Genomic DNA, 21,902 nt, shown 5'->3' with positions numbered 1-21,902 from the left:
GATAGATCTGGATTGCTTCGCTTCGCTCGCAATGACGAGGCGGCACTAATCGTCAAACATCTTCGGTGGCACAAATCCGCCGAACTCGCGCTCGATCAGCTCGGCGAGCTTGAGCGGCGTGCGGTCCTCCAGCCACGGGCCGACGATCTGGACGCCGACCGGCAGCCCATCCGGCGCAAAGCCGGTCGGGATCGCGGTGGCGGGCAGGCCGGGCAGCGTGGCAATGCCGGGCCAGGCGAGTTGGTCGGGATAGGCATACTTCTTGCCGTCGATGGTGATGCGGCGGGTTTCCTGGTCTTCCGAATGGTCGTGCGGATAGGCCGGCGTCGGCATGACCGGACAGATCACTGCGTCATATGTCTTGAAAAGCTCCCGCCATTGCGCGCGCAGCCGGGTGCGTCCGGCGTTCGCCACCACCCAGTCGCGATGGCTCAGTGCGATGCCGCGCAGCCGCTCGGCGGTAAGGCTGTTGTCGCCCTCGGGGAGCGCCGCCGCAGCGGCCTTGGCGCCGGCATAAATGTCGGGTGCAAAACTTGCGGCGAGGAACGACATCAGCATCCGCATATAGAGCCGCGACGAGGCCGCGAAGTCCGGCAGCAGCGGGCTCTCGCGTTCGATCTTCACGCCAGCCTTGGCGAGATGGTCAGCGAGCTTGTTGAGGGTGCCGCGCACGGCAGTATCAGTCGGCAGCACCGGGTCGGTGTCGATCAGCAGCACGCGGAAATCCCTGAGCGCGCTGTGGCGCGCCGCCGGCAATTCGAGACGATAGGCCAGGCCCGCGTCGATTGGATCGGGGCCGGCCATGACATCGAGCAGGAGGGAAAGGTCGGCGGCGCTGCGCGCCATCGGGCCGATCACCGAGAGGTCGCGCTCGAATGGCAAAGGCGGCGCCGGTGGCGCGACATGCCCGCGCATGGCCACGAGATTGAAGGTCGGCTTGTGTGCATAGACACCGCAATGGAACGCCGGCACGCGCAGCGAGCCACCGATGTCCGAGCCGATCGAGAGCGGCCCATAGCCCGCGGCCAGCGCGGCCGACGAGCCACCGGACGAGCCGCCCGGTGTGCGGCCGAGATCGTAGGGGTTGTTGGTGGTGCCGTAGATGTCGTTGTAGCTCTGCCAGTCGGCGAGCGCGAGCGGCACGTTGGTCTTGCCGAGAACGACGGTGCCGGCGTCCTTCACCCGCGTGATCGGCAGCGAATCTTCCTTGGCGATGAAATCCTTCTGCGCGGGAATACCCCAGGTCGTGGGCAGGCCGGCGACGTTGTAGGACTCCTTCACCGTCATCGGCAGGCCGAGCAGCGGCTTTCTTTCGCCGCGCGCGAGTGCTGCGTCAGCTGTGCGTGCAGCGTCGAGCGCACGGTCGAAATCCCGGACGCAGATCGCGTTGACCTTGCCGTCATGCCGCTCGATGCGATCGATCGCATCCTGTGTGAGCTCGACCGACGAGACTTTCTTGGCAGTCAATGCGGCCGACAGCTCGACCGCGCTCTTGTAGCTCCATTCCGACTTGGCCACGACATGCTCCTGCGTTTCACTGGCGAGATGATGCGCAGTTTGGCCAAATGGCGCAACCGCCGTTTGATGGCGATTGATATGCGATGCGGAAAGCCTACGCCGCCCCGATCAAGATCCCCACCGCGAGCACGATCGCGCCGCCGAGCACGATCTGGAACACGGCCTGCAGGAACGGAGTATCCATGTAGCGCGAGCGGATGAAGGCGATCGCCCACAATTCGAAGAATACGACCACGCCGGCCATCGCAGTGGCGATCCAGAACGCATTTGGCCAACTATCAGGGACCAAGAAGGGCAAGGAGTGACCGAGCCCACCGAGCGCGGTCATGATGCCGCTGGCAGCGCCGCGCAGCCAGGGCGAGCCGCGGCCGGTAAGCGAGCCGTCATCGGACAGCGCTTCCGCAAAGCCCATGCTGATGCCGGCGCCGATCGAGGCGGCGAGGCCGACCAGAAACGTCTGCCAATTCTGATGCGTGGCGAAGGCGGCCGCGAACAGTGGCGCCAGGGTCGAGACCGATCCGTCCATCAGCCCGGCGAGGCCCGGCTGCACATATTGCAGCACGAACATCCGCCGTCGCGTGCGGTCTTCCTCGGCGCGCACGTCGGGCTTTAGGATCTCGTCGGTCAGCGTGACCGCGCGGTTCTCGTGGTGCTTCTCTTCCTCGGCGAGATCGCCGAGCAGGCGGCGCACGCCGACATCGTCGGCCTGCTCGGCGGCCCTCGCGTAGAAACGCTCGGCCTCGAGCTCCATGGTCTCGACTTCCTTCCGGATCGTGTCGAGCGGCAGGTTCTTGGTCAGCCAGATCGGACGCCGCCGCAGAAAACCTTTGACGTTCTCGCGGCGGATCGGCGGGAGATGCGGGCCGAAGCGCTCCTCGTAGAGTTTGAGCAGGCGATGCCGGTGGCCGCGTTCCTCCTCGGCCATCTCCTCAAAAATCTTGGCCGTGTCGGGGTATCGCTCTCTCAGATCCTCGGCGAAGCTCATGTAGATGCGGCTGTCCTCCTCCTCGGAGGAGATCGCGACCGCAAGCACCTCGCGCTCGGTCAGATCGGAAAAATTCTTCACGACGGCCCTGACTTGCTAGTTTAGAATTATTCTAAACTATAGGGCGCCGAGGTTCCCGGGTCAAATCAGGCGGAACGGGCCTTTGCCAGGAAGTCGAGCAGCAATCGGCTGACCTCGGCCGGCTGCTCCTGCTGCACCCAATGGCCGGCGCCGTCGACGAGATGGCAGCCGAGCATCCTGGTGCAGCCGCGCCCCTGCATCGCCTCGAACACGCCGGGGCGCTGATAGGTGCCCCAATCCTGCTTGCCGGAGATGAAGCAGGAGGGCACGTCGATGCTGCGGCCGGCAAACAGCTGCATCTCTCTGTTGAGCATGCCCGTGGTGCCGTAGCGATACCATTGCAGACCGCCCTGGAATCCGGTGCGAGCATATTCGGCGCTGTAATAGGCGAGGTCGCCGTCCGGCAGCCATCGATTGGCAGCGATCGCGGCCGGCGATGGCATCTCCTTCGCGACCGTCTCGGCCATGGTCTCACCGAGGTCCATCACGTAATACGTCGGCAGCTTTGCAAGCTCGCCTGCCGACCACGATTTCAGCGGATACGGCTTGTTGTCGATCCAGTCCGCGCTCTTGTGATGATAATAGGCGCGCAGAAAATCATGTACGCCTTGCGGCGCGTGCTGCATGTCGGCGTTCGCGGCGCGCGTCGCATAGTACCATTGATAGTGGATGCGCGGGCGCGGCAGCGCGGCGAGTTCGCGATGCACGGGATCTTCGACCGCAGGCTTAGCCGGACTATCGACCGCGTTGAAGGGTAATTGCGGCGTTCCGCCGAACGGCGCGCTCATCAACGTCACCGAACGAAACACGTCGGGCCGGATCGGCGCGCACCACGCCGCGACCGGGCTGCCGAAATCATGTCCGGCGAGATCGACCTGCTTGTAACCGAACGCCGATACCAGGGCGAGCGCATCGCGCGCGAGGTTGAGAAGAGAGAATGGCGTGAGATCGCCGTCGTAATCCGCGGTCCAGCCGGTGGTGCGGCCATAGCCGCGCTGATCGGGTGCGAGCACGTGATAGCCGGCGGCTGCGAGCGCCGGCATCACCTTGCGCCAGGAGAAGGCGAGCTCCGGAAAGCCGTGCAGCAGCAGGATGCAGGGACAGCCCTTGGTCTCGAAGCCGGCCTCCAGCACATGCATGCGCAAGCCGTTGATGCCGTCGACATAGCGCGAGCGGATTCCGGCGGGCAGGGGGATGTCGGGGAGTGCGGTCATCGTTTCCTCCGCTCGGGTGGAATCGTAGGGTGGGCAAAGGCGCGCGCTTCGCGCGTCGTGCCCACCATTCTCTAACGTGTTTGGCAGGGTGGGCACGCTTCGCTTTGCCCACCCTACGGCATCTCGCTAAACTGCCGCGCAAACGAAGCCACTGCCCTTCCGCCTGATCTTCCCCACCGATGGCGACGGGAAATGCGCGGTGCAGCACAGCGTGTCGGTGTCGCAATAGCGTTCCAGAAAACTGCGGCGCGTGGTTGCCGCCGCTGCCTGGTCGACGTCGAACTTCACCGACATTTCCGGATAGAGCGTCTGGATCGGTGAATGCATGAGATCGCCACTGAAGACAGCGTCATCCTTGCCGCGGCCGAAGGTAAAGGCGACGTGACCGGGCGTGTGGCCCGGCGTCGGCAGGATGCGGACGTGATCGCCGATCTGGTGATCGTTGCCGACCACCTCGTGCCGTTTGGCCTCGACCACCGGCAGCACGCTATCCACGAAGGGCGGCACTGGCGCCTTCGCATTCTGCTCGGACCAGTAGTCGAATTCTTGCTTGGCAAACACATAGCGCGCCTTGGGGAAGGTCGGCACCCAGCGTCCGTTCTCCAGCCGCGTGTTCCAGCCGACATGATCGACATGCAGATGCGTGCACATCACGAAGTCGATGTCGTCGACGGAGACGCCCGCGGCCGCGAGCCCGCGCGCATAGTTGTCGTCGGTCTTCATGTTCCAGTTCGGCCGCTGCGGCCGCGGCTTGTCGTTGCCGATGCAGCTGTCGACCAGAATGGTGTGGTGCGGCGTCTTGATCACATAGGACTGGAAGCAGAGGATCAGCACATCCTGATCGTCGATCGCCTTGGCCTGCTTCATCCATGCGCGGTTCTCGGCCAGCACGTCTGGCGTCAGTCCCGGCAACAGCTCCAGTGCGGGGAAGAACGTGGTTTCCTGCTCGATGATGCGATGGATGGTGAGATCGCCGACGGTGAATTTCAAGCTCATGAGAACTCCCGAGATTTACGCCGCCGGCGGCACCGAGATCTTCACGGAGGGCCGCTCCAGCATCTTCTGGTGAAACGCATCGAGCTTCGGATAGGCCTTGCGCCAGCCGCAATCGGCGAAGCGGAAGTCGGCATAGCCGAGCACGCAAACGAGGCCGATCTGCGAGATGTCGAACGGTCCGTTCAGGACGTCCGGCATGTTCTCGAAGCGCGCCATGCCGGTCCAGGCCCGGTTCCAATGGTCGTCGGACCACGCCTGCCATTGCAGGCCCTGTGGCCGCACCATCCTCTCGTAGCGGCACAGCAGCATGGAATCGAGCATGCCGTTGATCAAGGAGTGATTGGTCTTGGTCTTCCAGCGGGCCCGACCGTAATCCGGGATCAGGCTGCCGCCGGCCATCTCGTTGAGATATTCGACGATGACGTAGGAATCCAAAATGACGTCGCCGTCATTGGTGATCAGCACCGGCAGCTTTTTCAGCGGCGTGATGCGCGAATAATCCTCGTTGGCCTGGCCCGGCGCGACGGTGGCTGGCGTGAATTCGATCTTGTCGATCAGCCCGAGCTCGATTGCGGCAATACGTACTTTGCGGGCGAAGGGCGAGGCTTGGGAGAAGGAGAGTTTCATCGATGTGTCCTACGGGATGGCCAGCAGTTGATTTTCGTCATTGCGAGGAGCGAAGCGACGAAGCAATCCAGACTGTTTCCGCGGAGGGATTCTGGATTGCTTCGCTTCGCTCGCAATGACGGGGAGAGGGCGGAGACCTTACGCCGCCACGATCTCCTGGCGCTGCTCGCCGAGGCCCTCGATGCCGAGCGTGATGACGTCGCCGACATTGAGGAAGGTCGGCGGCTTCATGCCGAGGCCTACGCCGGGCGGGGTGCCGGTGGTGATGATGTCGCCCGGCAGCAGCGTCATGAACTGCGAGACATAGGAGATGCACTTGGCCATCGAGAAGATCATGGTCTGGGTCGAGCCGGTCTGGCGGCGCTGGCCGTTGACGTCGAGCCACATCGACAGGTTCTGCACGTCCTTGATCTCGTCCTTGGTGGCGAGCCACGGTCCGACCGGACCGAACGTGTCGTGCGACTTGCCCTTGGTCCACTGGCCCAGGCGCTCGGTCTGGAAGTTGCGCTCGGAGACGTCGTTGCAAACGCAATAGCCGGCGACGTAGTTCAGCGCATCGGCTTCCGAGATGTATTTGGCGCGGGTGCCGATGATCGCGGCGATCTCGACCTCCCAGTCGAGCTTGGTCGAGCCGCGCGGCTTTTCGACCACATCGTTCGGGCCGGACAGCGACGTGTTGGCCTTCATGAAGATGATCGGTTCGGTCGGGATCGCCGCGCCGGTTTCCTTGGCGTGGTCGCTGTAGTTGAGGCCGATGGCGACGAATTTCGAGATGCCGGTGACGGGCGCGCCGAACCGCGGCTTGCCGGAGACGGCGGGCAGCGACGCCGGGTCGATGGCGGCGAGTTTCTTCAGCGAGTCCGGTGAATAGGCCTCGCCGGTCAGGTCCTTCACATGCGCCGACAGGTCGCGCAACTGGCCGGATTTGTCGATCAGGCCGGGCTTTTCCGCACCCTTTTCGCCATAACGAACAAGCTTCATTCTCGTTTCTCCCTCAGGTGGACCGATCGGTTAAATAGCTTCATGGAACAGCGCGGCGGGAAATTCAACCGCTCAAAGTGGGGCGCATTGCAGCCCTTCCTTTGTAGGGTGGGCAAAGGCGCGGAGCGCCGTGCCCACCAATTCTTTTGATGGCCCGGCATGGGGGGCACGCTTCCGCCTTCGCTCTTCGAGCTACGGCGGACAAGTCGCTTTGCCCACCCTACGATTGCAGCGCTTCAAACCTGAACGCGTCCCCCTCCCGCCGGATGTGCCCGGCCGAAAAATGCCCGCCGATCACCAGTGTCGGCGTATCGGCAAACCGAGCGAACAATTCGCGCCGCGTCGCGGCTGATTGTGTCTGGTCGAAATCCGGCGTCGAAGACCAGTCGAGATGGGCCATCTGGCAGGGGTGATGGGCGACATCGCCGGCGAGCAGCCCCTGTTCTCCCTCGGACCGGATCAGGACGCTCATGTGGCCGGCACTGTGGCCCGGGGTCGCGATCATGCTGATCTCCTCGCAAAGCTGGTGGTCGCTCGGGATCAGGTCGGCCCGGTCGGCATCGACGATCGGCTTCACGGAATCGTTGAACACGGCCTGCTTGTCCGGCGCGGTCGAATGGTCGCGCCAGTGCTCGTATTCGGTCCGGCCGAACACGTAGCGCGCCTTGGGAAAGGTCGGCACCCATTTGCCGTCGACCAGCTTCGTATTCCAGCCGACGTGGTCGACATGAAGATGCGTGCACAGCACGGTGTCGATGCTATCGGGCGGAAACCCCGCCGCACTCATCATCTCCAGGAACGGCGTGGTGCGGTTATTCCAGATCGGAACGCTGCGGCCTTGCTTGTCATTTCCGAGGCCGGTGTCGACCACGATCCGCTGCGAGGGCGTCTCCACCACCAGCGAGTGAATCGACATTTTCAGGCGGCCCTCTTCAGTCGCGAAATCCGGGATCAGCCAGGGCAGTTTCTGGACTTCGTCGTTGCTCGCCAAGGGCAGGATGAAACGGGTCGAGCCGACCGTCTCCAATTCCACCATCTTGGTGATTTTGACCCGGCCTACCTTCCACTGCATGCGGTGTGTCCCCATGTTCTCGTTTGGCGCCGAAACATGCGGGTTTCCGCCCGCAAGCGCAATGGATCATCTGTCGTGATCGTGCGTTATCGAAGGAACCCGTCAGGATCCAAAAGGGGGAGCCATGCCAGAGCTTTCAATTTCCGCCGAGAAGGTGACCTTCATCATTGAGAAGGCCCGCGAATTCGACGTCAAGGAAGCGGCGTCCGATACGGATTCGGGCTCCAACGCTACCGACGATGACGAGATCGACGTTCTCGAGGACACCAATTCCGATCCGGTCGCGAGCGAATTGACCGGCTTCATCGGGGCGATGAACGAGGACGAGCAGCTCGATCTGGTCACGCTGATGTGGCTCGGTCGCGCCGACGGCACGGTGGAGGAGTGGGACGATTTGCGCGCCCGCGCGATCGAGGCGCGCGCCGAGTACAAGAAGCCCAGGCATGAGACGGTGCAGTATCTGCTGGGCGAGCCGATGCTGGGCGATTTGCTGGCCGACGGCCTCGACGAACTCGGCATCGACTGGACCGACGAGCGGACCACGCCCGTCGTGTAGGCAGCTAGCGCGCGCAGTCGACGATCACGGTGCCGAGCTTGTCGCCCTTCTCGACGGCGAGGTGCGGCTGCGCCGTGTCCGACAGCGCAAACTGCGCCGCGACATTATGGATACGCGGCCCGGCCGCCAGCCATTTCGAGATGTCGGCCTGCGCCGCTGCAAGCAGCGCGGGCGGCAGCGCGAACAGCACCAGCGCGCGAAGCGCGATGCACTTCTCCATCAGCTCGCGCATCGGCAAATTCGGCGTGCGATTGCCGTTGGTGGCATAAACCGCGATGGTGGAGTTCATCGCCATCAGCTTCAGCGTGGTCGCGATGTTGCCGCCGAAATCGACGTCGACCACGCGGTCGACACCGCGACCGCCAGTGAACGCCATCGCCTTCGCAACGACGTCCTCGTCTTTATAGTTGACCACGAGATCGGCGCCCGCACGTCGGGCCTGCTCGCCCTTCATCGCGGAACTCACGGTCGCGATCACCTGCGCGCCGCCCCATTTCGCGAGTTGCACGGCATAGTGCCCGACTGCGCCGGCGCCGCCGGTCACGAGCACGGTCTTGCCGACGATCGGCCCGTCCGCAAACAGGCCGCACCACGCCGTCATCGCGGGGATGCCGAGCGTCGCGCCTTCCGCGAAGGACAGATTGTCCGGCAGCGGCGTCACGAGCGCCTCTGCGAGCGCGATATATTCCGCCGCCGTGCCGAACGCGCGGCCGTTGCGCTGGCCGTTGAACAGCCAGACCCGGTCGCCGTTCTTGAACCGCGTCACGCCGTCGCCGATCTGGTCGACGAAGCCCGCGCCATCGCTGTTCGGGATGACGCGCTCGTAGTCCATCGCCCGGTAGCTGCCGCCGCGCCGGCCGACATCGGCCGGGTTGACACCGGAGGCTTCCAGGCGAATGCGAACTTCGCCTGGACCTGCGACCGGCGTCGGCATCTCACCATAGGTGAGGACGTCGACCGCCGGTCCCGTCTGTTCGTACCAGATCGCTCTCACAGCGTTCCGGGGAAGGCGCCGCCGTCGAGCAAAATGTTCTGCCCGGTGATGAAGCCGGCCTTGGCGCCGCACAGGAAGGCGCAGGCATAGCCGAACTCGTCGGGCTGGCCGAAGCGGCCGGCGGGGTTGAGTTTGGCGCGCTCGGTCAGGATCTGCTCCGCCGTGACGCCGCGCTTGTCGGCTTCGGCCTTCGCGGTGCCGGTCAGGCGATCGGTCTCGAACGGGCCCGGCAACAGGCCGTTGATGGTGACGTTGTTGATCACGGTCTTGCGCGACAGGCCGGCGATGAAACCGGTCAGGCCGGCACGCGCGCCGTTGGAGAGGCCGAGGATGTCGATCGGCGCCTTCACCGCCGCCGAGGTGATGTTGACGATGCGGCCGAACTTGCGCGCCATCATGCCGTCGACGGTCGACTTGATCAGCTCGATCGGGGTCAGCATGTTGGCGTCGATCGCCTTGATCCAGTCGTCGCGGGTCCAGTTGCGGAAATCGCCGGGCGGCGGGCCGCCGGCATTGTTGATCAGGATATCCGGCTCGGGGCAGGCCTTCAGCACGGCCTCGCGTCCCGCGGGCGTCGTGATGTCGCCGACGATCTCGGTGACCGTCACGGTCGGATAGGCCTTGCGGATGTCGTCGGCCGTCTTCTTCAACGCTTCGGCGCCGCGCGCGGTCAGCGTGACGTGAACGCCGGCTTCGGCCAGCGAGATGGCGCAGGCGCGCCCGAGGCCCTTGCTGGATGCGCAGACGATGGCGCGGCGACCTTTGATCCCAAGATCCACTGTTTCACTCCCGTAATGTCAGGCAGGTTTTAGAGGGCGGCACTCTAGCCAAGAGTGGCGCCGCTGATAAGGGACCGGCTCGCATCAAAATGCATGCACGCCCGCGCGGCGATGCAAATGTGCGGGCATGATCCGGACCCGAAGGGCGCGTTAGCGAAAAGTGTGCAGCGGTTTTCCGAAAAGATCATGCCCGGACAATGAGCTAGATGCGCCGTTCCTGCTTGAGGCGGTCGATCGCGGCGGCGGCCTCCGGCGGCAGCGATTTGAAGCCCATCTGGCCGACCGCCGAGAACAGCGGCCGCAGGCGCGAACCGGCGAGGAAGGGCGGCTGGTGGTTGGCCGGCACGATCTGGTCGAACACCAGCACCAGCGTGGTGGCGACGAGACCGACCCTGATCGCGCCGAGCGCGGCGCCGCCGAGGCGGTCACCGATGCCGGCGTGGCGGATGGTGTCATCCAGCACGAAGCGGCCGATATATCCGAGCAGCATGCCGACCACCAGGAAGATGCCGAAGAACCAGATCCAGTTCTGCAGCAGCGGTGCATTCGGATTGCCGGTAATTTGCGGCGCGATCATCGGCATCAGCGAAACCGCGATGGGGGCGGCGAGAAGATAGGCCAGAATGGTCATGGCGCTGCGCAACAGCCCGATCCTGAAACCGAAGATGACCGCAATCGCGAGTGCCGCATAGACCGCGAGATCGAAACTGTTCATGAGCGAGAGCCTGCCATGGAACGAATGAACGCCGAACCGATCGTTCCGGTTTCAGATCGCTAAAATCGTCTGTATTTTTTGGCTCCAGGGCGCGGGGATTGCGTCGACATCAGATCTATTCGACGCCGGTAAAGGAACTATCCTCAGTCGTCGTCCCGGCGAAGGCCGGGACCCATACCGCGTGATCTGTCGATGAATCGCAGGTGGCGGTACCGCGTAACGACTAGTCTTCGCCAAACTACTTCTTGTGGGTATGGGTCCCGGCCTTCGCCGGGACGACGACGTAGAGCGCCGCTTAGTTCGCCCGCACCTCCGCCCGGATCATGTCCGCGGCCTTCTCCCCGATCATGATGGTCGGCGCATTGGTGTTGCCGCCGATCAGTGTCGGCATGATCGAGGCGTCGACCACGCGCAAGCCGTCCACGCCGTGCACCTTCAGTGTCGGATCGACCACGGCCATCGCATCCGTTCCCATCTTGCAGGTGCCGACGGGGTGATAGACGGTGTCGACGCGCGCGCGCAGGATGGCGCGGATGTCGTCGTCCGTTCTCACATCGGACGTGAACATGTCCTTCTTCTGCAATGCGCGCATCGCAGGCGTCTCCATCAGCCGCCGTGTGGTCTTGAAGCCGGCGACCATCGTCTCGAGATCCTCCGCCTCGCCCAAAAAATTCGGATCGATCATGGGTGCAGCGAGCGGATCGGCGCTTTTCAGCCATATGCTGCCGCGGCTCTTCGGCCGCAACAGGCAGACATGGCATGAGAAACCCGCCTCCTTGTGCTTCTTGCGGCCATGGTCGTCGAGCATCGCGATGATGAAGTGCAGCTGAATGTCCGGTACGTCGAGGTGGGCCTGCGTCTTCAGGAAGCCGCCGCACTCGGCAAAATTGGTGGTCATCAGGCCGCGTCGCTCCCTGCGGTAGCGCTGGATGGCGCGAAGCAGGGATGGCAATCGACCGATCGATGAGTGAACGAAGTGCGGATAGTCTGAGGCGTAGACGAACACGAAATCCGGATGGTCCTGCAGATTGCGCCCGACGCCCGGCAAATGATGCACGACGCCAATGCCGTGCGTTCGAAGCGCATCGCCATCGCCTATGCCCGACAGCATCAGCAATTGCGGTGACTGGAAGGCGCCGGAGGCGAGGATCACCTCGCGGCGCGCGCGCAGCTGTTTCGTATGCTTGCCCTGCACATATTCGATACCGACCGCGCGCCCGCCTTCGAACAGGATTTTCGTGGCATGCGCACCCGTCTCGACGCGCAGATTCGCGCGCTTGTCCATGTGGGGCTGCAGATAGGCGCGCGCCGCGCTCCAGCGCTCGCCCTTGTGCTGCGTCACCTGGTAGCTGCCGAGCCCCTCGTGGTCGTCGGCATTGAAGTCCTCGCGGATGCGGAATTGCGCCTCGCGCGCGGCCTGATGGAAGACGTCATGGATCGGATTGTCCGAGCGCAGTCTGTTGACATGCAGCGGGCCGCCCTTGCCATGGTACTCACCGTCGAAATCGGCGTTGTTTTCCGAGCGCTTGAAATAGGGCAGCACGTCGGCGTACGACCAGCCGGCATTGCCGAGCGAGGCCCAATGGTCGTAGTCCCGTTTGTGGCCGCGGATGTAGACCATGGCGTTGATCGCCGAGGAACCGCCGAGGCCCTTGCCGCGCGGTTGATAGCCGATACGGCCGTTCAATCCCTTCTGCGGCACCGTATCGAAAGCCCAGTTCGCCGCCTTGTATGGCAAAGCAAGCCCGAATGGCGTGGTGATCCGCCAATTGTCGTTCCGTCCGCCAGCATCGAGCAGCGCCACGGACGTCGCCGTATCCTCCGACAGCCGTCCCGCCACCGCGCAGCCGCCCGAGCCCGCGCCGACAACGACGAAATCGAATGTGTCAGTCACTTGTGTTCCCCCCCCCCAATTTTCTTGTCGTTGAAACCTACGACATGAACCGCATCATCTTCTCCAGCCGCGCGATCTTGCCGCCATAGGGCGGATAGAGGTCGGCGAGGCGATTGAACTTCGAGCGGTAGAACACCGGCTTCAGCTTGCTGAACGTGCGAAAACCCCATTCGCCGTGATAGGCACCGGTGCCGGATGCGCCGACGCCGCCCATCGGCTGGTTGGTCTGCGCGAAGTGGAACAGGCAGTCGTTGATCGTGACGCCGCCGGAGACGGTGCGCGCCAGCACCTCGTCGCGCGCGCTGCCGTCCTTGCCGAACCAGTAGAGCGCCAGCGGCCGGTCGCGTGCGTTGATGAAGGCGATCGCGTCGGACGGCGTGCGATAGCCCAGCACCGGGAGCACCGGCCCAAAGATCTCCTCCTGCATCACCGCCATGTCTTCGGTCGCGCCTACGATCAGCGTCGGCGGGAATTTGCGATGCGCCTTCCAGTTGGGATCGTCGGCCTTCGCCGGTTGCAGGATCTTTGCGCCGCGCTGTGCCGCATCCGCGACGAGATTTTCCAGCCGCGCATAATGCCGGTCGGAGATCACAGAAGTGTAGTCCTTGTTGGCGGGATCGGTGCCGAACATTCGGCGCATCTGCGCGCGCACTTTTTCGGCGAAGGCCTGCAACGAGCGCTCCGGCACCAGCACATAGTCCGGCGCGATGCAGGTCTGCCCGGCATTGAGCAGTTTGCCATAGGCGATGCGCTCGGCCGCCTCCTCGAGATCGGCGGAGGCGTCGATGATCGCCGGCGACTTGCCGCCGAGCTCGAGCGTCACCGGCGTGAGATTACGCCCCGCGGCCTCCGCGACCAGCCGTCCGACCCGGGTCGAGCCGGTGAACACGAGGTGATCGAACGGCAGTGACGCAAAGGCCTTTGCGATCTCGTCCTCGATGCCGGTGACGAGCAGCTCCGCGGCGTCGAACCTCTCGGCGACCGTCTCCTTCAGCAGCGCGGAAAAATGGGCTACCTGTTCGCTCGGCTTGATGATGACACGGTTGCCAGCGGCGAGCGCGCCGATCGCGGGCGCCAGCGTGAGCTGGAGCGGATAATTCCAGGGCGCGATGATGCCGACGACGCCGAGCGGCTGCGGCATCAGCCGGTTGCGCGCGGGCAGGAATTGCAGCGCGGTGGCGACGCGCTGCGGCGCCATCCAGGCCTTCAGGTGCTTGGTCGCATGCCGGATCTCGGAGAACACCAGTATGGTCTCGGCGATGGTGGTCTCGACCGCCGAGCGATGGCCGAAATCGGCCGAGATTGCCTGCCGGAAGCGCTCTTCATTGTCGGCGACGACAGCGCGCAGGCGCGCCAGCCGATCGAGGCGCTCAGTCAGCGCTGCCGCCGGCTCGGCCCGCGATCGCGCGACCATGGCATGGAAGGCGCCCTCAAGTGCCCGCAGCAGGCTCGTCAGGGATTGGTCCAAGATCTTGTCCATGACCTTCCTCCCCAAGATGGCGTTTCGCCCTGAGTTTTGTTGCCGCAAGCTGGCCCTTTGTGGAACTTCTGGCAAGTGTGCGCCAAACCGGCCGAAATTCGGTCCATCGGCCTATCATAAAGTCGAAAAAAACGTCCCCGCAGCCCTTTCCAAAGGCAGCCCGGGTTGGTACATACCGGCCGCACCCAACGGGCTTTGCCCCGGGGTTGCCTTCCAAGGAAGCCTTTGGGACGGGAGAAGCAAGCCACGCGAGCAGCGTCGGCCCCGATCCATCGTCCCCGGCATTTTCACGAAGGCAAAGCAACGGTTTAACGCGGGGTGGAGCAGCCCGGTAGCTCGTCAGGCTCATAACCTGAAGGTCATAGGTTCAAATCCTATCCCCGCAACCAAATTCGGAATTCAACAGTTCCGATACGAAAATGGCCCGCTTGATGCGGGCCATTTTTGTTTTGGCGGAAGCGGCAGGCCGACTGTCTTCCGCCAAGCGAGCCGTCTGTTAATGCGGCCGTCCCGGACAGGTAAGTCAGGCGCACGCGGCGGCGCAGAAGACACCGCACCCGGAGAACAATTCAACGAAGGTTGGGCTTAGAGACGTCAGGCCTGGCTATCGGAAGGTGGATCGAGCTTGGCGACGGCGGTCTCCAGTGTCTTGGTGCAGCGGATCAGGTCGGTGAGAAGTTTCTCGTCGATCTCCAGGCGGCCTTGGTATTCGGCGAGGTTTCGTTCGTTGTGAGCTTTGAGAAGTATTTGCACGTCGGCCGCGTTCGTGCCGAGCGTATGAACAAGCGTCTGAAAAACGGTGATCCGGTTTTCCGACCGATAACCCTCGCGCCGCAAGGCGGCCAAGGCCAGCCGGTGTGCTGCGCCATAAGCCAGATCAAAGCGGCTGTCGGAATCGAGGTCTTCGTTTTGCGCGTCTTTCAAGCGACTGCGTGCGGCGGTGAGCATCCCCTGATATTCGCTTTGGGTAGGCGGCTCGGCCTTGAGCCGCTCTATCTTCACGAGGTTGTCGAGTGCAGCTTTGCTCATGTGTGCAGATCGTCTTTAGAGCCAAAAAGGAACATCATCGGACGAGCACCAAGCTTTTGAATGAACGAGCCGTCCGTTGATGATCGGCGCTGCCACTCGTCTGTCGACAGGAAAGTAGGATTGATCTTTCGTAGCAGGCGATCCTCGGCATGTTGGAAGGCCGTGTAGAGGTCGGAGTAATTCAGGTCGTCTCCGATCACCATGACGTCGATATCGCTTTGCGCGGTATCCGTGCCATTGGCAACGGAGCCATAGACAAACGCAGTCTTGATCTTGTCTGCGTAGGGTTCAAGAGCATCCTTCAGAGGCTCACGTAGGGCCACTGTCTTTAGCACGAGACCCTGCAACTCTTCGAAGATCGGTGAATGCCGATTGGCGCGGTAGTGCTTTTGGTTGCCGATGCGCTCGACCGAGACTAGCCCGCTACGTTGGAGGCGAGAGAGTTCGCGTTCGACGGCACCGCTGCCGGATTCAACCGTTCGGATGATCTCCGAGGTGTAGAAGCTACGATCAGGATGCGCGAAAATGAGACCCAGCACGCGTTGCTGGACCTTTGAAAACAGCGCACTCGATAGATTGATGGCTTCCATAGTCGTACCCATATCGGGGAATATACTACCCAAATTGGGGAAAAACAATTAGCTCGACCGATAGTTGAGTAAATTCAGTATATTAGGCCCCCATGAATTACCCTCGCGACCATCGCTATGTTCCGCAATTCAATCTGCGGAACTTCGCTTGTGACCCGGAAAGGAGAAAGATCAGGACACTCGCGAAGAATGGTGAGTACGCAATTTGGGCCGAGCGCTCGATCGAGGGCCTAGGTTTCGAGCGAGATCTCTATGTCCATTCTTATGCGGGTATTCCAGTTTCGGTCGAGAGCACGATCAATCGATCGGTTGAGACCCCGATTTCACAAAGCGACGCTTGGGCCAAGATTCAAAGCGGGCGCACAGACGCTCTCGATCGGTCCGACAAGCCGATCCTTTATGCCTTGGTGCGACATCTTGAGGCGCGGACACCCCATTACTTGGAGACACAGTTGGAGCTTGCCCAGCTTGCCGCTCAGCCCGACAGCGAGATTCCGTTTACGGACGAGGAGAGGGAACACTACGCCGAGATGCGGGCGAACCCGGCGCTCGGCAAGGAAATTTTCAACTATATGTCGGCTTCAGTGGAATGGTCCGAGGCAGCCTATCGCGGTGCTGGCGTAAGCATAGTTCGGACCGCCAAGCCCGTGCGGACTTCGACCACCCCCGTTATGACAATCCGGTCTCCCGAGCATCCCGCGGTACGGTTACCGCTGCCGGGCATGGTGCCGTTTACGTACAACCTCGCCGTCAATCCAACGACCATCGTGAATCTTGTCCTGGGCGACTTTGACGACGCATTTCTCAATGTCCTGCAAGGTGAGGATTTTCGGCTCGATATGAATCGGCACTTCGCCTGCCAGTTTGGACACTTCCCCCATGTAAGGCACATGGTCACGGATGCGGGCGATGAATTGGTCAGCGACATGACTTGGGCGCACTACCGGCTGCTCAAAGCTGGCGACCGAAAAATGGTGTTTCATCGCCCGGCGGACTGGATTCCTCCCGCCTCGACCCCCAGCGACGGGTAAGTCTGCCGCATCTTGGAAAACCACGCGTTGTCAGGGATTTCCAAAAGCTACATGGCACATATTTGGCACATGGCGGGGGAGTTACGGTGCACTCAACGCGCCGTCAGAGTTGAGTGCACTGGACTGCAATCTCCGAAAATGGCCCGCATCACGCGGGCTATTCTTGTTTGACCACCGCTCCGGGTGGAAACGTCAGCGACACCCTCCCGCAAATCTGTTGTCCTGCGCGACTGCCCTCAATCCGGAAAGCTCAGGATCATCTTCAACAGTTTCGGAAACCGCGCGTTGATGTCCTCCTCGCGCAAAACGTTGCGGTGCTGGACACCCTGCTTTGACGTCCGGATCAGGCCGGCCTCGCGCAGGATGCGAAAATGGTTGGACAGGGTCGACTTCGCCATCTCAGGGCAAGGCGCCGCTTCGGTGCACGACATACAATCGTTTTGCGCGGCCAGGCTTTTGACGATGCGCAGCCGCATCGGATCCGCGAGCGCTGCAAGCACCCCGGCCAGCGAAATATCGTCCCGCGCTGGGTGAACGAACTGCACCATGACTGAAATATAGCGCCTCCCTTGAACTTATTCAATAGTTCACTAGTATTGAACTATTGAATATCGGCATACAGCCGGATCATGGAGAACTGCGATGACCAAGAGACTCGAAGGAAAAGTTGCGCTCGTGACCGGCGCATCCAAAGGCATCGGTGCCGAAATCGCCGTCCGGCTTGCGGCCGAGGGTGCAGCGGTTGCCGTCAATTACAGCTCCAGCAAGCAGGCCGCCGACCGCGTGGTCGCCGGCATCGTCGCCAAGGGTGGCAAGGCCGTTGCGGTCCACGGCAACCTGGCCGACGCCAAAGCCGTCACAAGCGTCGTCGCTGAGACCGTGAAGGCGTTCGGTGCGATCGACATCCTGGTCAACAATGCGGGCGTTTACGAATTCGCCCCGCTCGAGGCCATCACGCCTGAGCACTTCCACAAGCATTTCGACCTCAATGTGCTTGGTCTGCTGCTGGTCTCGGGTGAAGCGTCGAAGCACTTCAACCCCAAAGGCGGAAGCATCATCAACATCAGCTCCGGCGTATCGACCATGGCGCCGGCGAACACCGCCGTCTACACCGCGACGAAAGCGTCGGTGGATGCAATCTCCGCCGTGCTGGCGAAGGAGCTTGCGCCGCGCAAGATCCGCGTCAACGCCGTCAATCCGGGCATGATCGCCACCGAAGGCGTCGTCTCGGCCGGCCTGCACGAGGGCGACATGCGTACGTGGATCGAATCCGCCACCCCGCTCGGCCGCATCGGCAAGGTCGAGGAGATCGCCGCCGCGGTGGCCTTCTTCGCTTCGGACGACGCGTCCTACATCACGGGCGAGACACTTCACGTCACCGGCGGACTTCGCTGACAAGGCACGAACTTTGGCCGGCCGACGGTGCTGAAGGCCGTCGTCCCGGCATGGTCGGTGGTGGCGTATCCCCGCAACCAAGTTCGGACATCCGGTTCCGATGAGAAAATGGCCCGCATCACGCGGGCCATTTTTGTTTTGGGGATGCGAGTCCTGACGTCACCGCGAGGCATGCGCGAGTCGTGCGGGGATCACCTCAGCGAACGGAAGACGGGCAGCTCGTACCGCCGCCGGGCGTCGAAAATGATCGATGTCTCAATGCGCGTTACGCCTGGCCGGATCGTGAACTGATCGAGCGCAAGATCCTTGAGGTGCTGGGTGTCGTGGACCACGACATGAACGACCAGATCGTAACGCCCGGAAACGAGGAAGGCTGACCTCACTTCGGGCACGCTGACGATCTCATCCAAGAACTGATCGACGATGCCCCGATTGTGTTTTGAGAGCTCGATCATCAGCAAGGCTTCGAGCCCGATGCCGAGCGCCTTGGGATTCACCTCGACATGAGTTCCCAGGAGGATGCCGGTCTCACGCATCCTTCTGATCCGCTCATGCGTGGTGGAGGGTGCAAGGCCGATCTCGGCGGCGATCTCTTTGACCGAGAGCCGGGCGTTATTCTGCAAAAGCCGCAAAATGCCGACGTCAATTCGGTCAAGGTCGGGAGTCTGAGCGACATCCCGTGATTCATTCGGTCGATCTTTATCCATGCCGATGTAATATCAGCATCATGTCAAGTTTGGCAGATTAATTACGTCTGACGGGGCCGATCGTCGCTGATTTGACGGACGACGCGTCGGCGAGCCGGACAGCTCGCCGGGGCGGCTACTGGCCACGTTGCGCGCTCCGAGCCGGGAAGGATTGTGATGTCACGACGTAACCTACAACAGGGCTTCGCCACCAGAGCGATCCATTTCGGATACGACCCTCTCGACTACCACGGTGCTCTGAATCCGCCCGTCTTCCTGACATCGACATACGCCTTCGACACAACGGAGTCTGGTAGCGCGCGTTTTGCGGGCGAAGCACAGGGATATATCTACGGTCGCGTCGGCAACCCGACGGCCACTGTTCTGGAAACCCGTCTCGCCGCGTTGGAAGAGGGTGAAGCCGGCCTTGCGACGTCATCGGGCATGGGCGCGCTGACAGCGGTCATCTGGACGCTCACCAAGGCCGGGGACGAGATCATTGCCGACAAGACGCTTTATGGCTGCACCTTCGCCCTGCTTCACCATCATCTCGAGCGATTTGGAATCACCACGCGCTTTGTGGACATGACTGACGCGGCCAATGTTGCGGCTGCGATCGGCCCGAAGACGCGACTGGTCATCACGGAAACGCCGTCCAATCCGAACATGCGCGTCGTCGACATCGCCGCCATTTCCGAAATCACCTCCCGGCATGGCGCGTTGTTCGTCGTCGACAACACCTACTGCACACCCTATCTACAGCGACCTTTGACACTCGGTGCCGATATCGTCGTTCAGTCGGCGACGAAATATCTCGGCGGCCACGGCGATCTGCTGGCGGGCGTCGTCGTCTCGCGCAAGGAGCTCGTCGACCAGTTTCGTTTCGTTGGTATCAAGGAAATGAACGGCGCATGCATTTCCCCGCTCGATGCATTCCTTGTTCTCCGGGGCCTCAAGACCCTGTCGCTGCGAATGGATCGCCATTGCGCGACCGCCGAACGATTGGCCCACGACCTCGAGGGCCATCCTGCGGTCGCGCGCGTTTTCTTTCCTGGCCTTTCCAGTCATCCTCAGCATGCGCTCGCGACCCGGCAAATGAAGGCCTATGGCGGCATGATCGCGATGGAGCTCAAGGGCGGGCTCGCCGCCGGCAAGGCGTTCATGGATGCGACGGCCTTGGTGACCCGGGCGGTCAGCCTCGGCGACGCCGAGACCTTGGTTCAGCATCCCGCCAGCATGACGCACGCGACCTACGCGCCTGATGAACGCACCAAGCACGGATTCACCGATGGGCTCATCCGCTTGTCGGTCGGCCTGGAGGACTACGAGGATCTGCGCGCCGATATCTTCGGGGCTCTTTCCAAGATCGAGCAATAGAAAGGTTCAGGCGCTCGCCTGAGCTCGATATCGCTCGGCGATCTGGGCAGTTCGGGCCTGGCGTGGCGTGATCTTGATCTTTCCAACCGCCGGACATCTGCTAGCTTGGCGGCATGTTCCGGTCCATTCAGCAGCTTCGGGATACGGCGGCCGCAACGATGCTCGTCGCCGACGACGATCAGCTTACGCTGATGGGCGGAGGCGGTGACTACTTCATGCCGTGGCACTGGCATGACGGCCTGATGATTTTCCTGCCCCGCACCGGCGCCGTCGATTTTCGCGATGAGACGAGAAAGTCGGGGGCCTGGCTGAGCGAGGACCGTTTCGTTGCGGTACGAGGGGGCCTGGCGCACCAGACTGCCGCGGCCCGCAGCGGACATCGTCATCTGGCGATCTACACGACCGACGAGCAGTTCGCCAGGATCGAGGCGCGCCTGGGATCGCTGAGCCGGGTCCGGGCCAGGCTTGATCTGCCCGCCTTCTTTTCGATGACCCCGGAGATACGATCGCTCCAGAGCCTGTGCCAGGCAGCGGCAGATCCCGACGATGTGGCAAACCGCACCGCGCGAGGCCATGTCGCGGCGGCGCTTCTGATCAATTGCCTGTCTCAGATCGAACGCAGCGAGCAACTTTCGGCGGCCCGTGCCGAAGGTCATGGCGACGCGCTCGTGTCCGAGATCAAGAGCTTCATCAGGCAAAATGTCGCCAACGACCTGCCGCTGGATGTGATCGCTGATTTCTTCGGTCTCCAGGCGGCATGTCACGCGTTTGTTTCGTGAGAAGACCGGCATGTCGCTGCTGGAATGTCACGAGCGGGAGCGGGTGATGCGGGCGCGCGAACTCCTGCTGGAGACGAATTTGCCTGTCGGGGAGGTCGCCTGGCGGGTTGGATTTGAATCCGGCTCGTCCCTCGCCCGGACCATGCGGCGCGTGGTCGGCCTTACGCCCACGGACATACGCAAGGGTATGGCCCGATCTGACGGGACATAAGGCCCGTTCGGTCGCGCACAGGGCGGCATTCGCCCTTACCCTCAATCCTTGCCGGAGTTCGACATGGCGAGGGTGAGCAGATCACAATGGAAAATGTCCAGCGGGACGACTTCATCACCTTCACGGATGTGATGAAGACTTTCCAGATCGGCGCCGAGAGCTACACCGCGATTCGTGGTGTCACGATGTCGATCAAGCGTGGTGAAATCGCGATGCTGCTGGGGCCGTCCGGCTGCGGAAAGTCCACGCTGCTCAATCTCGTTGCCGGGCTGATCGGGCCGAGCGCGGGGCAGGTCGCCTATGATGGCGCGCCTGTCGTCGGATTGAATCCGAAGGTCGCCTACATGACGCAGCAGGACCATCTGCTGTCATGGCGGACGGTTGCAGAGAACATCTCAGTCCCACTGGAAATCGCCAGACTTCCTCGCAGTCAACGCGAGGCGCGGATAGCAGAGCTCCTGGCGCTGGTCGGACTTGAGGACTTCGCCAGATCATATCCGAGCCAGATCTCCGGCGGCATGCGGAAGCGCTGCGCGCTGGCGAGACTGCTCGCCGCCGACCGCGAAACGCTTCTGCTCGACGAGCCATTTGGCGCATTGGATGCGCAACTCAGGATGACCCTCCAGGCCGAACTCCTGCGAATCTGCCGGAGCGTCAATCTCACCGTGATGTTCGTGACGCACGACATCGAGGAGGCTGCCGCGTTGGGGGACAAATGCGCGGTGTTCCAGGGCCGCCCGGGCACGGTCGCGAAAATTGTCGACAATCCGCTGCCCAGGGATCGCGACCTGATGCGCTTGCGATTCGACGCGCGCCACCACGCCTTCACCAACGAGCTGTGGACGCTGCTGACGCCGGACCTGAATTCGTCCTCGCCGACTCCACTTGCGGCAACAGCCTGAGGAGGCACGT

23 protein-coding genes and 1 tRNA gene are annotated in these 21,902 nt (G+C 62.5%); 8 read left to right on the top strand and 16 right to left on the bottom strand.

All coding sequences use genetic code 11. The features are described 5' to 3' along the window. Positions 1 to 45: 45 nt before the first annotated feature. The 7 genes from UP06_RS21540 to UP06_RS21510 form a co-directional block, all read right to left on the bottom strand. The gene (locus tag UP06_RS21540) at positions 46 to 1,518 is read right to left on the bottom strand and encodes an amidase (protein ID WP_045005551.1); all 1,473 of its coding nucleotides are present in this window, start codon (positions 1,516 to 1,518) and stop codon (positions 46 to 48) included. Positions 1,519 to 1,612: 94 nt separating this feature from the next. After that, the gene (gene mbfA, locus UP06_RS21535) at positions 1,613 to 2,584 is read right to left on the bottom strand and encodes an iron exporter MbfA (RefSeq protein WP_045005549.1); all 972 of its coding nucleotides are present in this window, start codon (positions 2,582 to 2,584) and stop codon (positions 1,613 to 1,615) included. A 65-nt stretch (positions 2,585 to 2,649) separates the two neighbouring features. Beyond that, complete coding sequence (locus tag UP06_RS21530; protein ID WP_045005547.1) at positions 2,650 to 3,798, bottom strand: alpha/beta hydrolase; 1,149 nt, start codon at positions 3,796 to 3,798, stop codon at positions 2,650 to 2,652. A gap of 126 nt (positions 3,799 to 3,924) precedes the next feature. Further along, on the bottom strand, positions 3,925 to 4,794 hold the full coding sequence (locus UP06_RS21525; protein WP_045005545.1) for an MBL fold metallo-hydrolase: 870 nt from the start codon (positions 4,792 to 4,794) through the stop codon (positions 3,925 to 3,927). 15 nt (positions 4,795 to 4,809) lie between these two features. After that, complete coding sequence (locus UP06_RS21520) at positions 4,810 to 5,421, bottom strand: glutathione S-transferase family protein (RefSeq protein WP_045005543.1); 612 nt, start codon at positions 5,419 to 5,421, stop codon at positions 4,810 to 4,812. Positions 5,422 to 5,559: 138 nt separating this feature from the next. Continuing rightward, entirely contained in the window at positions 5,560 to 6,402 is an 843-nt protein-coding gene (locus tag UP06_RS21515) for a fumarylacetoacetate hydrolase family protein (RefSeq protein ID WP_045005542.1), read from the bottom strand. A 220-nt stretch (positions 6,403 to 6,622) separates the two neighbouring features. Beyond that, positions 6,623 to 7,474: an MBL fold metallo-hydrolase gene (locus UP06_RS21510; protein WP_045005540.1), complete on the bottom strand. Its 852-nt coding sequence runs from the start codon at positions 7,472 to 7,474 to the stop codon at positions 6,623 to 6,625. A 124-nt stretch (positions 7,475 to 7,598) separates the two neighbouring features. Between UP06_RS21510 and UP06_RS21505 the strand changes: the two genes are divergently transcribed. Continuing rightward, positions 7,599 to 8,030 carry a DUF3775 domain-containing protein gene (locus UP06_RS21505; protein ID WP_045005538.1) on the top strand — a complete coding sequence of 144 codons (432 nt, stop codon included), beginning with the start codon at positions 7,599 to 7,601 and terminating at the stop codon, positions 8,028 to 8,030. Between the two features lie 4 nt (positions 8,031 to 8,034). Here UP06_RS21505 and UP06_RS21500 read toward each other — a convergent pair whose 3' ends face one another. The 5 genes from UP06_RS21500 to UP06_RS21480 form a co-directional block, all read right to left on the bottom strand. Then, positions 8,035 to 9,024 (bottom strand): NADPH:quinone reductase, encoded by a 990-nt coding sequence (locus tag UP06_RS21500; protein ID WP_045005537.1) that lies wholly within the window; start codon positions 9,022 to 9,024, stop codon positions 8,035 to 8,037. Further along, positions 9,021 to 9,803 carry an SDR family oxidoreductase gene (locus UP06_RS21495; RefSeq protein WP_045005535.1) on the bottom strand — a complete coding sequence of 261 codons (783 nt, stop codon included), beginning with the start codon at positions 9,801 to 9,803 and terminating at the stop codon, positions 9,021 to 9,023. The genes UP06_RS21500 and UP06_RS21495 overlap by 4 nt, the downstream gene beginning before the upstream one ends. A gap of 202 nt (positions 9,804 to 10,005) precedes the next feature. Beyond that, a complete protein-coding gene (locus tag UP06_RS21490) occupies positions 10,006 to 10,518 on the bottom strand; it encodes a CvpA family protein (RefSeq protein WP_045005534.1) in 513 nt (170 codons plus the stop codon). Positions 10,519 to 10,813: 295 nt separating this feature from the next. Then, positions 10,814 to 12,412, bottom strand: a complete 1,599-nt coding sequence (locus UP06_RS21485; RefSeq protein WP_045005532.1) for a GMC family oxidoreductase — start codon at positions 12,410 to 12,412, stop codon at positions 10,814 to 10,816. Positions 12,413 to 12,449: 37 nt separating this feature from the next. After that, positions 12,450 to 13,892: a coniferyl aldehyde dehydrogenase gene (locus tag UP06_RS21480; RefSeq protein ID WP_045005530.1), complete on the bottom strand. Its 1,443-nt coding sequence runs from the start codon at positions 13,890 to 13,892 to the stop codon at positions 12,450 to 12,452. Positions 13,893 to 14,204: 312 nt separating this feature from the next. Here UP06_RS21480 and UP06_RS21475 point away from each other — a divergent pair. Continuing rightward, positions 14,205 to 14,281 (top strand) — tRNA-Met (locus UP06_RS21475). A 205-nt stretch (positions 14,282 to 14,486) separates the two neighbouring features. Here the strand turns inward: UP06_RS21475 and UP06_RS21470 are convergent. Continuing rightward, entirely contained in the window at positions 14,487 to 14,921 is a 435-nt protein-coding gene (locus UP06_RS21470; RefSeq protein WP_045005529.1) for a hypothetical protein, read from the bottom strand. Next, positions 14,918 to 15,511: a nucleotidyltransferase domain-containing protein gene (locus tag UP06_RS21465; RefSeq protein ID WP_245305515.1), complete on the bottom strand. Its 594-nt coding sequence runs from the start codon at positions 15,509 to 15,511 to the stop codon at positions 14,918 to 14,920. The genes UP06_RS21470 and UP06_RS21465 overlap by 4 nt, the downstream gene beginning before the upstream one ends. Before the next feature lie 92 nt (positions 15,512 to 15,603). On the opposite strand from UP06_RS21465, the gene UP06_RS21460 reads away from it, so the two are divergent. Beyond that, positions 15,604 to 16,542 carry a DUF4238 domain-containing protein gene (locus UP06_RS21460; RefSeq protein WP_045005526.1) on the top strand — a complete coding sequence of 313 codons (939 nt, stop codon included), beginning with the start codon at positions 15,604 to 15,606 and terminating at the stop codon, positions 16,540 to 16,542. Between the two features lie 236 nt (positions 16,543 to 16,778). On the opposite strand, the gene UP06_RS21455 is transcribed toward UP06_RS21460, so the two are convergent. Next, on the bottom strand, positions 16,779 to 17,090 hold the full coding sequence (locus tag UP06_RS21455) for an ArsR/SmtB family transcription factor (protein WP_045005524.1): 312 nt from the start codon (positions 17,088 to 17,090) through the stop codon (positions 16,779 to 16,781). 94 nt (positions 17,091 to 17,184) lie between these two features. Between UP06_RS21455 and UP06_RS21450 the strand changes: the two genes are divergently transcribed. Next, positions 17,185 to 17,937: an SDR family NAD(P)-dependent oxidoreductase gene (locus tag UP06_RS21450; protein ID WP_045005522.1), complete on the top strand. Its 753-nt coding sequence runs from the start codon at positions 17,185 to 17,187 to the stop codon at positions 17,935 to 17,937. Positions 17,938 to 18,128: 191 nt separating this feature from the next. On the opposite strand, the gene UP06_RS21445 is transcribed toward UP06_RS21450, so the two are convergent. Then, complete coding sequence (locus tag UP06_RS21445; RefSeq protein ID WP_045005521.1) at positions 18,129 to 18,644, bottom strand: Lrp/AsnC family transcriptional regulator; 516 nt, start codon at positions 18,642 to 18,644, stop codon at positions 18,129 to 18,131. A 156-nt stretch (positions 18,645 to 18,800) separates the two neighbouring features. On the opposite strand from UP06_RS21445, the gene megL reads away from it, so the two are divergent. From megL to UP06_RS21425, 4 genes are all read left to right on the top strand, one after another. Further along, positions 18,801 to 20,000 (top strand): methionine gamma-lyase, encoded by a 1,200-nt coding sequence (gene megL / locus UP06_RS21440; protein ID WP_045005519.1) that lies wholly within the window; start codon positions 18,801 to 18,803, stop codon positions 19,998 to 20,000. 158 nt (positions 20,001 to 20,158) lie between these two features. After that, a complete protein-coding gene (locus UP06_RS21435; protein ID WP_156163107.1) occupies positions 20,159 to 20,779 on the top strand; it encodes a hypothetical protein in 621 nt (206 codons plus the stop codon). Between the two features lie 10 nt (positions 20,780 to 20,789). Then, positions 20,790 to 20,990, top strand: a complete 201-nt coding sequence (locus UP06_RS42700) for a helix-turn-helix domain-containing protein (RefSeq protein ID WP_045005515.1) — start codon at positions 20,790 to 20,792, stop codon at positions 20,988 to 20,990. An 86-nt stretch (positions 20,991 to 21,076) separates the two neighbouring features. Continuing rightward, on the top strand, positions 21,077 to 21,892 hold the full coding sequence (locus tag UP06_RS21425; protein ID WP_045005513.1) for an ABC transporter ATP-binding protein: 816 nt from the start codon (positions 21,077 to 21,079) through the stop codon (positions 21,890 to 21,892). Positions 21,893 to 21,902 lie beyond the last annotated feature (10 nt).

It is taken from the genome of Bradyrhizobium sp. LTSP857 (assembly GCF_000938285.1).
Classification (GTDB): Bacteria; Pseudomonadota; Alphaproteobacteria; order Rhizobiales; family Xanthobacteraceae; genus Bradyrhizobium.
Note: the sequence above shows the minus strand (reverse complement) of the source record. Positions and strands in the feature narration are given on the sequence as shown.

Excerpts from the sequence above, each read along its gene's own strand:
- UP06_RS21530 (WP_045005547.1), bottom strand. The coding sequence starts at position 3,798 with ATGACCGCACTCCCCGACATCCCCCTGCCCGCCGGAATCCGCTCGCGC.
- UP06_RS21525 (WP_045005545.1), bottom strand. The coding sequence starts at position 4,794 with ATGAGCTTGAAATTCACCGTCGGCGATCTCACCATCCATCGCATCATC.
- UP06_RS21520 (WP_045005543.1), bottom strand. The coding sequence starts at position 5,421 with ATGAAACTCTCCTTCTCCCAAGCCTCGCCCTTCGCCCGCAAAGTACGT.
- UP06_RS21515 (WP_045005542.1), bottom strand. The coding sequence starts at position 6,402 with ATGAAGCTTGTTCGTTATGGCGAAAAGGGTGCGGAAAAGCCCGGCCTG.
- UP06_RS21510 (WP_045005540.1), bottom strand. The coding sequence starts at position 7,474 with ATGCAGTGGAAGGTAGGCCGGGTCAAAATCACCAAGATGGTGGAATTG.
- UP06_RS21505 (WP_045005538.1), top strand. The coding sequence starts at position 7,599 with ATGCCAGAGCTTTCAATTTCCGCCGAGAAGGTGACCTTCATCATTGAG.
- UP06_RS21490 (WP_045005534.1), bottom strand. The coding sequence starts at position 10,518 with ATGAACAGTTTCGATCTCGCGGTCTATGCGGCACTCGCGATTGCGGTC.
- UP06_RS21480 (WP_045005530.1), bottom strand. The coding sequence starts at position 13,892 with ATGGACAAGATCTTGGACCAATCCCTGACGAGCCTGCTGCGGGCACTT.
- UP06_RS21470 (WP_045005529.1), bottom strand. The coding sequence starts at position 14,921 with ATGAGCAAAGCTGCACTCGACAACCTCGTGAAGATAGAGCGGCTCAAG.
- UP06_RS21465 (WP_245305515.1), bottom strand. The coding sequence starts at position 15,511 with ATGGAAGCCATCAATCTATCGAGTGCGCTGTTTTCAAAGGTCCAGCAA.
- UP06_RS21460 (WP_045005526.1), top strand. The coding sequence starts at position 15,604 with ATGAATTACCCTCGCGACCATCGCTATGTTCCGCAATTCAATCTGCGG.
- UP06_RS21455 (WP_045005524.1), bottom strand. The coding sequence starts at position 17,090 with ATGGTGCAGTTCGTTCACCCAGCGCGGGACGATATTTCGCTGGCCGGG.
- UP06_RS21450 (WP_045005522.1), top strand. The coding sequence starts at position 17,185 with ATGACCAAGAGACTCGAAGGAAAAGTTGCGCTCGTGACCGGCGCATCC.
- UP06_RS21445 (WP_045005521.1), bottom strand. The coding sequence starts at position 18,644 with ATGGATAAAGATCGACCGAATGAATCACGGGATGTCGCTCAGACTCCC.
- megL (WP_045005519.1), top strand. The coding sequence starts at position 18,801 with ATGTCACGACGTAACCTACAACAGGGCTTCGCCACCAGAGCGATCCAT.
- UP06_RS21435 (WP_156163107.1), top strand. The coding sequence starts at position 20,159 with ATGCTCGTCGCCGACGACGATCAGCTTACGCTGATGGGCGGAGGCGGT.
- UP06_RS42700 (WP_045005515.1), top strand. The coding sequence starts at position 20,790 with ATGTCGCTGCTGGAATGTCACGAGCGGGAGCGGGTGATGCGGGCGCGC.
- UP06_RS21425 (WP_045005513.1), top strand. The coding sequence starts at position 21,077 with ATGGAAAATGTCCAGCGGGACGACTTCATCACCTTCACGGATGTGATG.